This window comes from Winslowiella iniecta (assembly GCF_001267535.1).
Taxonomy (GTDB): domain Bacteria; phylum Pseudomonadota; class Gammaproteobacteria; order Enterobacterales; family Enterobacteriaceae; genus Erwinia; species Erwinia iniecta.
Genome location: NZ_JRXE01000008.1, coordinates 42,812 through 55,868, shown reverse-complemented (window position 1 = coordinate 55,868; position 13,057 = coordinate 42,812). Strand labels below are relative to the sequence as shown.

At 53.5% G+C, this 13,057-nt stretch carries 13 protein-coding genes; 6 read left to right on the top strand and 7 right to left on the bottom strand.

Annotation, left to right across the window (positions count from 1 at the left end):
• Positions 1 to 56: 56 nt before the first annotated feature.
• From osmV to osmY, 4 genes are read right to left on the bottom strand one after another with little or no spacing between them, the layout of a single operon-like run.
• A complete protein-coding gene (osmV, locus tag NG42_RS07135; protein WP_052898592.1) occupies positions 57 to 1,196 on the bottom strand; it encodes an osmoprotectant ABC transporter ATP-binding protein OsmV in 1,140 nt (379 codons plus the stop codon).
• Positions 1,196 to 1,843: an osmoprotectant ABC transporter permease OsmW gene (gene osmW / locus NG42_RS07130; RefSeq protein WP_052898591.1), complete on the bottom strand. Its 648-nt coding sequence runs from the start codon at positions 1,841 to 1,843 to the stop codon at positions 1,196 to 1,198. Before osmW ends, osmV begins: the two co-directional genes overlap by 1 nt.
• 9 nt (positions 1,844 to 1,852) lie before the next feature.
• Positions 1,853 to 2,776 carry a glycine betaine ABC transporter substrate-binding protein gene (locus NG42_RS07125; protein WP_052898590.1) on the bottom strand — a complete coding sequence of 308 codons (924 nt, stop codon included), beginning with the start codon at positions 2,774 to 2,776 and terminating at the stop codon, positions 1,853 to 1,855.
• A gap of 21 nt (positions 2,777 to 2,797) precedes the next feature.
• On the bottom strand, positions 2,798 to 3,514 hold the full coding sequence (gene osmY, locus NG42_RS07120) for an osmoprotectant ABC transporter permease OsmY (protein WP_052898589.1): 717 nt from the start codon (positions 3,512 to 3,514) through the stop codon (positions 2,798 to 2,800).
• Between the two features lie 429 nt (positions 3,515 to 3,943).
• Between osmY and NG42_RS07115 the strand changes: the two genes are divergently transcribed.
• Positions 3,944 to 5,398, top strand: coding sequence for an MDR family MFS transporter (locus NG42_RS07115; RefSeq protein ID WP_052898588.1), 1,455 nt, complete (start codon positions 3,944 to 3,946; stop codon positions 5,396 to 5,398).
• 29 nt (positions 5,399 to 5,427) lie between these two features.
• Here NG42_RS07115 and NG42_RS07110 read toward each other — a convergent pair whose 3' ends face one another.
• Positions 5,428 to 5,724: a DUF1161 domain-containing protein gene (locus NG42_RS07110; RefSeq protein WP_173581477.1), complete on the bottom strand. Its 297-nt coding sequence runs from the start codon at positions 5,722 to 5,724 to the stop codon at positions 5,428 to 5,430.
• Positions 5,725 to 5,775: 51 nt separating this feature from the next.
• Complete coding sequence (locus tag NG42_RS07105) at positions 5,776 to 6,123, bottom strand: DUF1283 family protein (RefSeq protein WP_052898586.1); 348 nt, start codon at positions 6,121 to 6,123, stop codon at positions 5,776 to 5,778.
• Between the two features lie 134 nt (positions 6,124 to 6,257).
• Here NG42_RS07105 and NG42_RS07100 point away from each other — a divergent pair, with 134 nt between their 5' ends.
• A complete protein-coding gene (locus tag NG42_RS07100; protein ID WP_052898585.1) occupies positions 6,258 to 6,581 on the top strand; it encodes a YnfA family protein in 324 nt (107 codons plus the stop codon).
• Between the two features lie 34 nt (positions 6,582 to 6,615).
• Here NG42_RS07100 and ydfG read toward each other — a convergent pair whose 3' ends face one another.
• On the bottom strand, positions 6,616 to 7,362 hold the full coding sequence (ydfG, locus tag NG42_RS07095; RefSeq protein WP_052898584.1) for a bifunctional NADP-dependent 3-hydroxy acid dehydrogenase/3-hydroxypropionate dehydrogenase YdfG: 747 nt from the start codon (positions 7,360 to 7,362) through the stop codon (positions 6,616 to 6,618).
• Positions 7,363 to 7,764: 402 nt separating this feature from the next.
• Between ydfG and guaD the strand changes: the two genes are divergently transcribed.
• The 4 genes from guaD to NG42_RS23385 form a co-directional block, all read left to right on the top strand.
• On the top strand, positions 7,765 to 9,096 hold the full coding sequence (gene guaD / locus NG42_RS07090; RefSeq protein WP_052898583.1) for a guanine deaminase: 1,332 nt from the start codon (positions 7,765 to 7,767) through the stop codon (positions 9,094 to 9,096).
• Complete coding sequence (gene xdhA, locus NG42_RS07085) at positions 9,093 to 10,535, top strand: xanthine dehydrogenase small subunit (protein WP_052898582.1); 1,443 nt, start codon at positions 9,093 to 9,095, stop codon at positions 10,533 to 10,535. The genes guaD and xdhA overlap by 4 nt, the downstream gene beginning before the upstream one ends.
• Positions 10,525 to 12,891 carry a xanthine dehydrogenase molybdopterin binding subunit gene (gene xdhB, locus NG42_RS07080; protein WP_052898581.1) on the top strand — a complete coding sequence of 789 codons (2,367 nt, stop codon included), beginning with the start codon at positions 10,525 to 10,527 and terminating at the stop codon, positions 12,889 to 12,891. Before xdhA ends, xdhB begins: the two co-directional genes overlap by 11 nt.
• Positions 12,878 to 13,057: XdhC family protein (locus tag NG42_RS23385; protein ID WP_052898711.1), on the top strand; the 180-nt coding region annotated here is incomplete at its 3' end. The genes xdhB and NG42_RS23385, both read left to right, overlap by 14 nt.

The window sequence follows — 13,057 nt, the reverse complement described above, 5'->3', positions numbered from 1 at the left end:
AGATTAGCGACTGAAAATCGCCACCCTCACTATCTTTAACCGTGAGGGTATTATTGTTAACTCTGATTCAGCGCCCGGCGGGTGCGCCCGGAACTGAGGTAGTCGGCAATATAATCCTGCGAGATTTCACCGCTATAGCGTCCTTCTTCGTCCACGATCGGCATCCATACCAGGTTATGCTCATACAGCTTCGACAGCACCACGCGCAGGTTCTCTTCTGCACGTCCGGTAACGCTAAACTTATGCAGCATATCGGCACAGACGCCGGTAGCGCCGCGTGCTTCACGGCGTTTAACAAAGCCCAGCGGTTTACCATTATCATCGACGACGGTAACCGAGCGCATATCATTGTCATCCATGGTGCCAAAAGCCTGCATCAGCGGCGTTGATTTCTGCACGGTAATGGTCGGCTGTTGGTCGGTGACATCACCGGCCTGCACCAGCAGCAGGCGTTTCAGCGTCCGATCCTGACCGACAAAGGAGCCGACAAACTCATTCGCCGGTTTCGCCAGCAACTCATCCGGGCTGGCGCACTGCACGATTTTTCCCTGGCCGAACACCGCGATACGATCCCCCAGCTTTAGCGCTTCATCAATATCATGGCTGACCAGCATTACGGTTTTCTTTAGCTGGCGCTGCATATCGAGGAACTCATTCTGAATCACTTCACGGTTGATCGGGTCGACGGCACCAAAGGGTTCATCCATTAGTAACACCGGTGGATCCGCCGCCAGCGCACGAATCACGCCAATTCGCTGCTGTTGCCCGCCAGACATCTCTTTTGGATAACGATGCAGAAATTTCTTCGGGTCGAGCGCCACCATACTCATCAGTTCCGTGGCACGCTGCTGACAACGCTTTTTATCCCATCCCAGCATACGCGGTACGACGGTAATGTTCTCTTCAATGGTCATATTGGGAAACAGACCAATCTGCTGAATCACATAACCAATATTACGGCGCAGGGTGGTGGTATCGAGATTGCTGGTATCTTCGCCGTTAATCAGGATTTTACCGCTGGTTGCCGGGATCAAACGGTTGATCATTTTTAACGTGGTGGTTTTGCCACAGCCTGACGGGCCGAGCAGCACACACATTTCACCGGCTGGCACATGCAGGCTGACATTATCTACGGCGTTAAAAGTGCTGCCGTTTTTCTGGCTAAATTGTTTAGTGAGATTTTCCAGTTTTATCATTATCGAATCCCCTTAGGAGTCAGCGCCAGCTGCAAGCGATGCAGCAGCCAGTCAAGAATAATAGCCAGCAAACAAATCATTAACGCGCCGGAAATCAACATACGAATATCGCTACCACTGATGCCATCCAGCAGTAACAGGCCAAGACCACCGGCTCCAATCACTGCGGCGATGGCCATCACCCCGACATTCATCACCACTGCGGTACGAATACCGCCAAAAATAACCGGCAATGCCATGGGGATTTCCACCCAGCGCAGCCGTTGCCAGAACGTCATACCAATGCCACGACCCGCTTCACGCAGACCCGAAGGAATATTTTCCAGCGCGGTATGCGTATTACGCACGATCGGCAACAGCGAATAGAGAAACACCGCCGTAATCGCAGGCAGGGCACCAATACCCTGACCGATCAGCGAAAATAGTGGAATCATCAGGCCAAACAGCGCGATAGAAGGGATGGTCAGAATAAGGGTCGCGAGGCCTAACACCGGCGTCGCCAGCCATTTAAAGCGCACAATCAGAATGCCAATCGGCACGCCAATAATGATGGCAAATCCGACGGCCAGCCCCACCAGCCACAGATGCTGTAACGTCAGGTTAAGCAGGTAGCCCCAGTTGTTGAAAATATAGTGAAGGGTATCCATAAATTCTCCTTAAAGCAGGCCGTTTGATTTCAGAAAATCGCGCGCAACTTGCTGCGGAGATTGGTGGTCGATATCGACTCGTTTGTTCATTTCGGTAATCGCATCATCGGTGATCAGCGGTGACAGCTGATTCAGTGCTTCTGCCAGACCCGGATGGGCCTCCAGCGTGTCTTTACGCACTACCGGCGTCATGGCATAGCTGGGGAAAAAGCCTTTATCGTCCTCAAGTACCTTTAGTTCAAAACCTTTTACCCGACCATCAGTGGTGTAAATCAGACCGGCATCGACAAAACCATCGCGAATGGCGTTATACACCAGTCCAGGGTCCATCTGGCGGATCTGCGGGCGATCCAGCGCCAGTCCATAAGCTTGTTGCAGAGGTTTCAGGCCGTCAGAGCGACCGGCAAACTCCAGATCCAGTCCGAGCATCCAGTTGTTTTCCGGATCGGTTTTGCGCACCTGTTCAATTTTCGCCACCAGCTGCGACATCGTTGTAATATGCTCTTGTTCCGCGCGCTCGCGCTGCATGGCAAAGGCGTAGGTATTGTTCATCGGTGCCGGGTTCAGCCAGATCAATCCTTTTTCACCATCGAGTTTTTTCACCGTCTGATACGCTTCTTCCGGCGTCATACGCTGTTCAATATGGTTAAAAATAATCAGCGAGGTGCCGGTATATTCCCAGGTCATATCGATCTGCTTACTCAGCATCGCATTGCGCACGATAGTAGTGGCAAGATTGGTTTTTGCTTCGATTTCAAACCCTTTTTTCTTCAGCCACATTGTAGTCATCGCCGACATAATATGCTGCTCGGTAAAACTTTTGGTGGCCATAATAATCGGCGCGGCAGAAGCTGCGCTGCTTAACGCCAGCGAAGTGCCCAGGGCGAGGGCGGTGTAACGAACCCAGCGGGTTAATCTGTTGGCTTTTGCCATAACGGTGCTCCAGAAATGGTTTTAAACCGCGGTATGTGGGCTTAACAGACGCCCCAGACCGGCCAGTAACATATCGAGGATCAGCGCGAACAACGCCGTTGCCGCAGCACCCAGAATCAGTGTCGGAAAATCATTCAGATAGATACCGGGGAAAATCAGTTCGCCGTAGCTACTGGCACCGATCAGGAACGCCAGCGGGGCGGTTCCAACGTTAATCGCCGTGGCAATGCGGATGCCGGATAACATTACCGGCCAGGCGGCAGGCAGCTCCACCTGGCGTAAGCGCTGCATTTTGGTCATACCAATACCGTTTGCCGCTTCCAGCAGTGACGGTTGTACCGCACATAAACCGGAATAAGTGTTGCGCACGATCGGCAGCAGAGAGGCGAGAAACAGCGCGACGATAGCCGGGCGGTCACCGATGCCGATAATCACCATCGCCAGCGCCAGCACCGCCAATGGCGGCAGGGTGTTCCCGACGTTAAAGATTTGCATGACATATTCTGCCCAGCGACGGGCGAACGGTCGGCTAAGCATAATCCCGCTGGGTATGCCAACTGCCAGAGCGAACAGCATTGACCAGAACACCAGATACATATGTTGCTGACCGAGATAGATTAAATCCACCTGTCGCGACTTGATGGTCTCAACGCCAAGGCCATAAACCAGCAGGCCAAGCACCACAATAATGAACAGCACCGCAAGGGCTGCACGCTTAAGCAGCGTTGAGTTTTGCATGAGGATGGTTCTCCCTGATACCGCATTCATTGGGTCGCGCTTCCATTGGGAGCCGGAAGGTTACCCTTGTTATAAAACCGGGTGGTGAAACGACAGAACCAGCAAAAAACTCAACGCCAGATCCAATACCGAATTCACCGTTTTATGCAGAGAAAAAAACTCTTTTTAAGCCAATAACGCTGTTAATGGTCAAAAAGCGCCATTAAAGCTATAGCAGCCTGTCGCGCTTACTGGCAACTTTTACGGTAAAAATCAGCAGGATAGTTTTTAACCCGATCTGGCGCTATGCCGCGTAGCCACTGGGAAAACAGGAAATAATAAAAATTGGATGCGGCTTGAGTGACGTTGTCACGTTTATTGGCGCACAATACGAAAACTGTCGGCAGCAGGGATGAGCTAGCCTTAATCGAAGGCAACATAAGGGAAACTATGACGGAAAATATTCAACATCAGGTCGCGCATCGTCGGTGGATTTTATTTGCCGCCATGCTGGCAATGTTTATGGCAGCCATTGAAGTGACGATTGTGGCGACGGCAATGCCGACCATTATCGCCGAGCTGGGCGGCTTTTCACAGTTTGGTTGGGTATTCTCAATCTACCTGCTGACACAGGCGGTCAGCGTGCCGATCTATGGTCGTCTGGCGGATTTATGGGGCAGAAAACGGGTGTTCTTTATCGGCACATCCCTGTTTCTGCTGGGCTCAATACTGTGCGGTTTCGCCACCAATATGGGCTGGTTGATTCTGTTCCGCGCTTTTCAGGGGCTGGGCGCCGGGGCAATTATGCCGTTGACGTCGACGATTGTCGCCGATATCTACGCGCCAAAAGAGCGCGCCGGTATTCAGGGCTGGCTCTCCAGTGTCTGGGGGATCGCCGCCATTATCGGCCCGTTAACCGGTGCCTGGATTGTTCAGCACTTTAGCTGGGCGCTGATTTTTTGGGTCAATGTGCCGATTGGTATTATCTCAATGGTGATGCTGGCGCGCTGGTTGCCGGATATCAAGCCACAGCATCAGCACCGTCTTGATTTAGGCGGCAGTTTCTGGCTGATGATCTGCATATCGTCGCTGTTGGTCGCATTGTTGCAAGCAGAAGCGCTGGGGTATTGGTCACTGCTGTTTCTCGCTCTGGCGCTGATTAGCGGCTACGCGCTGGTCAGGCATGAAAAACAGGCCAAAGAGCCGCTATTTCCGCTGGCGATCTGGCGCAGCCGGGTGATTGTGGCGGGGAACGCCGGTAATCTGGTGATCGGCGCAGCGATGATGGGCATCAGCGCCTTTCTGCCTACCTGGATTCAGGGAGTCAATGGCGGCACACCACTGCAGGCGGGCAGTGCGCTGGCGATGATGTCAATTGGCTGGCCGCTCGCCAGCACCCTGAGTGGTCGTCTGATGTTACGGACGTCCTATCGCTTTACCGCCCAGCTCGGGGCGCTGTTACTGATAGCGGGTACCGCGCTGTTATTAACCCTGCAACGTGACAGTTCTCTGATCCATGCCGGTTGCGCAGCATTTGTTATCGGTACCGGAATGGGGATGACCAGCACCACCTTTCTGGTGTCGGTACAGAACAGCGCTGAGTTTCATATTCGCGGCATTTGCACCGCATCGATTATGTTCAGCCGGATGCTTGGCTCAGCGCTGGGAACGGCGTTAATGGGAGCTGTGCTAAATTATAATCTGATGCTGCGTCTGCCGGAGCAGTATGATCCGGTGCAGCAAATTATGTCGGAAGGCGAGCGACAGGCGTTACAGCATGAGACGCTGCAACAGATGATTACCCAGGTTGCTGCGTCACTGCACTGGGTATTTGTTGCATCGTTATTGATTGCGGCGCTCAGTATGGTGATTGCGCGGGCCATGCCGCCGAGAAGGCCGGAGTAGGGGCGACGCGATCGTCGCCCATTTCCAGATTAACTTGCCGGTGCATCCTGCGTGGTGCCGGCATCTGACGGTACATTGACATCGCTGTCATTTCCACTGCGTTTGTAGACGATTTTTTGCGTATCGTTTTCACAGTGACCGACTACCTGGCCGCCGGCCTGATTGGCCTGGTCATTTGGCACAATATCCAGCGTGAAACCTGATTCAGGCACGCCATTATTGATAATTTTTTGACTGATATCGGCTTTTACTGACTCACAGGAAGCCTGAACCGCCAAAGGAGCTGCAAAGCACAGCGCTGTTAAGATCATCGCAGACGTTTTCATCACATTATCCTTTTGTTAAAAACTGTCATAAGCATAGCAGCTGTTAATCGCTTAGGGGGTTACCGGACGCCCGGTGCGGCGATCGAGACAACGCAGGGTGTTCGGTTCCCAGTAGGCATTGACGTTGTAACTTTTATCACAGGCGTCACGGGTATCAAACGCACGATCAGTTTTATCAAACTCTTTTTCCACGCGGCTGTTAACTTTTTTACGCAGCATACGCGTGTCATCCCACTGTTCCTTGTCCTGGCGCGCTTGTTCGCTACTGAGCGCGGTATTGCCACTCTCAATAATAACGCGATCGGTTTTCGCCATGGCAGCCGGTTGAAAAGCCAGCATGCCGCCCAGCAAAGTGACCGGCAGAAGAGCAGTAATCAGGCGTTTACGCAGAATTTTCATCATTAGTTCCTTTCGTTATCACCGCAGTCAGCCACTGCTGCTGCGGTCAGGATCGCTTTATTATATCATTGTGGTTCAATTGCTCACCAGTCACAGTGCCGACTTGTTTACATTTCTGCGAGATCTTTTACCCAATGCTGAAAACCTCATTGCTGTTTTTTATCACCGCGATTGCCGAAATCGTCGGCTGCTTTTTACCCTGGCTGTGGTTGAAAAAGGGCGGTTCAGTGCTGTTGCTGATCCCGGCGGCCTGTAGCCTGGCGCTGTTTGTCTGGTTGCTGACCTTGCACCCGGCGGCCAGTGGTCGGGTCTATGCCGCTTACGGCGGGGTGTATGTGATGACGGCGTTACTGTGGTTACGCTGGATTGATGGTGTGCGTCTGACAAGTTATGACTGGCTGGGCGCGGCAGTGGCGTGTAGCGGAATGCTGATTATTGTCGCGGGCTGGAGTAAATAGCCCGGCGTCATCAGCATGACACCGGGCCAGGTCATTACGCTTTATGGATTTTCAGACCGGCCAGCGTCTGGCTGACTGGCATCATCTCTAAGGTATTGATATTGACATGTTTTGGCAAAGTCGCCACCCAGTAAACCGCTTCGGTGACATCTTCAGCGGTTAGGGCGGTGGTGCCATCATAGACTTTATCCGCTTTCTCGTCGTCGCCTTTAAAGCGGACATTAGAGAACTCGGTGCCGCCCACCAGCCCCGGTTCGATATCGGTGACGCGCAGCGCGGTGCCATGCAGGTCAGTGCGCAGATTAAGGCTGAACTGGCGCACAAACGCTTTGGTGGCACCGTAAACATTGCCACCGGCATAAGGCCAGCTGCCGGCAATCGAACCAATATTGATAATATGACCGATATTGCGCTCAACCATTGCCGGAAGCACCGCGCGGGTCATATACACCAGCCCTTTATTGTTGGTGTCGATCATATTTTCCCAGTCGTCGATATTGGCTTTATGCGCCGGTTCAATGCCTAACGCCAGACCGGCGTTATTCACCAGCACGTCAATATCACGCCATTGGGTCGGTAAACTTGCCAGCGCTTCGTCGATCGCGGCGCGATTGCGCACGTCGAATTGCAGCGTGTAGAGATTATCACCCAGCTCATCTTGCAGCGACTGCAAGCGATCAGAACGACGGCCGGTGGCGATCACTTTATGACCGTCAGCAATAAATCGGCGAGTAATACTTTGACCAAAACCGGCGGTCGCACCCGTAACCAGAATTATCATCTCACTGTTCCTCAACACATTTTAGGTTTCAGACACCTTATCACTTAGCACAGCAGCAGGTAAGGGCTGAATCAGTTTCAGTGTAAGCAAATATCTGCACATCGATGGTGCAAAAAACGCATAACGCGCGTTGCAATGGTGCAGATAAATATTGGGGCTGAGGAAAATTATTTAATGGCACTATTTTTACCTGCTATGCAAACGGTTGCGATAACAGGCAACCGTTTGCGTGCTGATTAAATAATTAAAAAGCCTGTTACGGACAAAAAACCCCCCAACTTACTGAATAGTAATAAATAAATAGCATAATCGTGACTGGCATAGCTTTTGCATTTCTGATTAAAGAGATCCCCGTCTGCGATTAATCAGAGAGAGATTATCCTTTCTCAAAAAGGAAGTGCCATGCCAGTGAAATATACCCAAGCCATTCGCGGCAGCTTTTTTGATATTACTGCCACTGTCGAACATCCCGATCAATTGCCACAACAGGCGCGCTACATTGCCGATGGATTGTTGCTGATTGACGGCGGGCGAATTGTCAGCTTACAGCCGTGGGAAGCAGGGCGCGGCCAGCTGACTGATGACCATCAGCTGATGGACTATCGCGGTAAACTGATCGTGCCCGGCTTTGTCGACTGCCATATTCACTATCCACAAACAGAAATGATCGGGGCTTTTGGTGAGCAACTGCTGGAATGGCTACAGCAGTACACGTTTCCGGTCGAAAGCCAGTATCACTGCCCACAGCACGCGGAAAAGATGTCAGCGTTTTTCCTTCATCAGTTACTCAGTAATGGCACCACCACCGCGCTGGTATTTGGCACCGTGCATCCGCAATCGGTCGATGCGCTGTTTAGCGCCGCTGAGCAGCTGGAGATGCGCCTGATTGCCGGAAAAGTCATGATGGATCGCAACGCGCCGGAGTATCTGACGGAAAGCGCCGCGCAAAGTTACCAGCAGACGCGAACGCTGATTGAGCGCTGGCATCATCGTGGACGCCTGAGCTATGCCATCACCCCGCGTTTTGCTCCCACCTCATCGCCGGAACTGCTCAACGCTGTGCGCAAACTGAAACAGGAGTTTCCGGACTGCTGGCTGCACACTCATTTAAGCGAAAATCCGCAGGAAGTTGCGTGGGTGAAGTCGTTGTTCCCGGAAAACAGCAGCTATCTCGATGTTTATCATCACTATCAGCTGACCGGCCGTCGCAGCGTCTTTGCTCACTGTCTGCACCTGGAAGAACAGGAGTGGGACTGCCTGCATCACACCGATTCATCTATCGCCTTCTGTCCGACCTCCAATCTGTTTCTTGGCAGCGGGCTGTTTAATGTGAAAAAAAGCTGGGACAAGCGGGTGAAAATCGGTGTCGGTACCGATGTCGGCGCAGGGACCACGTTTAATATCCTGCAAACCCTTGGAGAGGCGTATAAAGTGGCGCAACTGCAAGGTTACAAACTGGCCGCCTGTGAAGCCTTCTACCACGCCACGCTTGGCGGCGCGCAGGCGCTGGATCTCGATGACTGTATTGGCAATTTCAACGCCGGTAAAGAGGCGGATTTTGTGGTGCTCGACCCGGCGGTTTCCGCGTTGCAACAACTGCGCCAGGGTAACTGTCGCGATATCTGGGAACAGCTGTTTGTGCTAATGACGCTCGGCGACGACCGCAATATTGCTGCCACCTGGGTTAATGGCAAAAGCGTCTGGCAGCGCGCTGACCAGGAGAAAGCCGCATGATTCAATTTTTACTTAATCAGCAACCGGTGACTGAACAGCATATTGACCCGAACCTGACGGTGCTTAACTATTTGCGCCATCATCAGCGCCGCTGCGGTAGCAAAGAGGGCTGCGCGTCGGGCGATTGTGGTGCCTGTACCGTGACGCTGGGCAAAGAAGTTAACGGCGAGATGCGCTATGAAACCGTCAATAGTTGCCTGACACTGGTCAGCAGCTTACAGGGAAAACAGCTGATTACCGTCGAAGATTTGCAGCAGGGCGATCGGTTGCATCCGGTGCAGCAGGCAATGGTCGACTGCCATGCCTCTCAGTGTGGCTTCTGTACGCCGGGTTTTGTCATGTCACTGTTTACCTTAAAGAAAAATAGTCAGAGCTGGGATCGGCATCAGACCGAACAGGCGCTGGCCGGTAATCTTTGCCGTTGCACCGGCTATCGTCCGATTGTTGATGCCGCACGGCAGGCGTGTGAAAGTGCCACCCGTGACAGTTTTGATCGTCAGCAGGCCAGCGTGGTGCAGCAATTACAGGCGCTAAAAAATAACCGGCTACAACAAATCGACTGGCAGGATCATCGCTGCCTGATGCCCAAAACCGTGGCACAACTGGCTGAGCTGTATCAGCGCTATCCTGATGCCCGCCTGCTGGCGGGCGGCACCGACCTGACGCTGCAAATTACCCAGCAATATAAAAGTTTACCGTTGCTGATTGCGCTGGAGCAGATAGACGAACTCAAACAGTGTGTAGTCAATCAGCATGAAATCGTACTGGGGGCGGCAACCTCACTGACCGCCTGCTCTCACTTTCTGGCTGATAAGCTTCCGGTTTTTGCGCAAGTATTAGAGCGATTTGCGTCGTTGCAGATCCGTAATCAGGGCACGCTGGGTGGCAATATCGCCAACGCTTCACCGATTGGTGATACGCCACCGATGCTACTGGCGCTGGATGCCGCGCTTATTCTGCAATGTGGCGCAGAACAGCGCCGTCTGCCACTGACACAATTTTTCCTCCGCTACCGCAAAACTGCCTTACAACCGGGGGAGTTTATCCGTGCCGTGGTGATACCAAAGGTGACAGTGTCACATAACTTTCACGCCTGGAAGGTCTCTAAGCGGCTGGATGACGATATTTCCGCGGTGTTTGCCGCCTTTAATCTGCAAATCATTGATGGCGTGATTGTTAATGCCCGAGTGGCCTTTGGCGGTATGGCAGAGATACCAAAGCGCGCCAGCGCCTGCGAACAGCAACTTACCGGTCAGCGTCTGGATCTGCGTACGCTGGAATACGCCTGTCGCGCGCTTGCAGAGGACTTCCAGCCGTTAAGTGATTTTCGTGCCAGTGCCGACTATCGCCTGCAAGTGGCGAAGAACCTGTTACGGCGATACTGGCATCTGCTGTCCGGTGAACTGACCATTACGGAGGTCGCGCGCTATGTCTCGTAATCGTCCTGGAGTAAGCGCAGCGGTGATTGAGCAACAGTATCTGGCCGGGATTCAGACCGGAGTTGGCCGCAGTAATAAACATGAAAGCGCGGAAAAACATGTCAGCGGTGCCGCGATTTATATTGACGATCGGCTGGAATTCCCCGGCATGCTGCATCTCTGCCCGCGTCTTAGCGAGCACGCCCATGCACGAATTATCAGTATCAATACTGACCCCTGTTATGCCATTCCTGGCGTGGTTCGGGTGCTGAGCTGGCAGGATGTGCCGGGCGACGGCGATATCGGCCCGCTGGAGCCGGGCGATCCGCTGCTGGCCAAAGAGCGGGTCGATTATTTCGGCCAGGTGATTCTGGCTGTGGTCGCCGATACCCCGCAGGCAGCGCGAAAAGCCGCTCAGGCGGCGATCATTGAGTATGAGGTTCTGACGCCACTGCTGGATGTGAAGCAGGCACTGGAACAGCAGAGTTTTGTCCAGCAACCGCATCGTCACCAGCGCGGCGATGCCGATGCCGCACTGGCAGGCGCGCCGCATCGTCTTAGCGGAGAGTTTTATATTGGCGGTCAGGAACATTTCTATCTGGAAACGCAGATTGCGATGGTGGTGCCCGGTGAAGACCGCGCCTTGCAGGTCTTTTCGTCGACGCAGAACCCGACCGAAGTGCAGAAACTGGTGGCCTCGGTGATGGGGATCAGCATGAATAAAGTCACCATCGATATGCGTCGTATGGGTGGCGGTTTTGGTGGTAAAGAGACGCAGGCTGCCGGGGTCGCCTGCCTGTGTGCCGTCGCCGCTGGGTTAACCGGACGACCGGTCAAAATGCGGCTGGCACGCCGCGATGATATGCAGATTACCGGCAAACGCCATCCGTTCTGGGTGCGATATGAGGTGGGTTATGATGACGATGGCCGTTTCTGCGGCGTAAAAATAGATTTAGCCGCCGACTGTGGCTATTCGCTCGATCTGTCCGGTTCGATTGTCGATCGCGCCATGTTTCATGCGGATAACGCCTATTACCTCGGTGATGCGCTGATTACCGGCTACCGCTGCCGCACAAATACCGCCTCAAATACCGCGTATCGCGGCTTTGGTGGCCCGCAAGGGATGGTGGCGATTGAGCAAATTATCGATCATATTGCCCGTGAGCGCGGCGTCGATCCGCTGGAAATGCGTAAACGCAACTACTACGGTAAGCATCAGCGCAATATCACCCATTATCACCAGCAGGTTGAAGATAATCTGCTGGATGAAATCACCGCACAACTGGAACAAAGCGCCGATTATCAGACGCGTCGTGCCGATATCCGCGCCTTTAACGCCAGCAACCGCTTGCTCAAGCGTGGACTGGCGCTGACGCCGGTCAAATTTGGCATCTCGTTTACCTCCAGCTTTCTCAATCAGGCCGGGGCGCTGATACTGATCTATACCGATGGCACGGTACAGCTTAACCATGGCGGTACCGAAATGGGTCAGGGTCTGAATACCAAAGTGGCACAAATTGTCGCCGAGGTGCTGCAAATTGATATTGACCAGATTGCGATAACCGCGACCGATACTGGCAAAGTGCCGAATACTTCACCGACTGCCGCTTCCAGTGGCACCGATCTGAACGGCAAAGCGGCGCAAAATGCGGCGGAAATCCTGCGCGAGCGACTCACCGCGATGCTGTGTCAATTGCATCAGTGTGCCGCAGAGGCGGTCAGTTTCAGCAACGGTATTGTTAAAGTGGCTGATAAACACTTCACCTTTCCGGAAGTCGCGCAACTGGCATGGCTGAATCAGGTGCCGCTGTCAGCCACCGGTTACTATAAAGTGCCGGGGATCCATTACGACCGGGAGGCGGGACGCGGCAAGCCGTTCTACTACTTTGCTTATGGTGCCGCCTGCGCTGAGGTGGTGATTGATATGCTGACCGGTGAATATCGCCTGCTGCGCGCCGATATTTTGCATGATGTCGGAGCGTCGCTGAATCCGGCGATTGATATCGGGCAGGTCGAAGGGGGTTTTGTGCAGGGAATGGGCTGGCTGACCTGTGAAGAACTGGTCTGGAATGAGCAGGGGCGACTGATGACCGACGGACCTGCCAGTTATAAAATTCCGGCGATTACCGATGTTCCGGCTGACCTGCGCGTAACGCTGGTAGAGAATCGTAAGAATCCGCAAGACACCGTTTTCCACTCAAAAGCGGTGGGTGAGCCGCCGTTTATGCTGGGTATTTCAGTGTGGTGCGCGCTTCAGGATGCGGTGGCCAGCGTGGCTGACTATCAGCAGCATCCGCTGATGGATACCCCCGCCACGCCGGAACGGGTGTTGCGCGCCGTCACACAACTGGCAGGAGGCACTGATGATCTACCATGACTGGATCAGCGTTCTCAGTGAGTTGCGTGAAAAGCGCGAACCCTGCGTATTAGTGACCGTGCTGGATGAGAAAGGCTCGGTGCCGCGCGACCGTGGCAGTAAAATGGTGGTAACACCTGAGTGCACTTATCTCACCATTGGTGGCGGACATCTGGAGTTCAGCTGC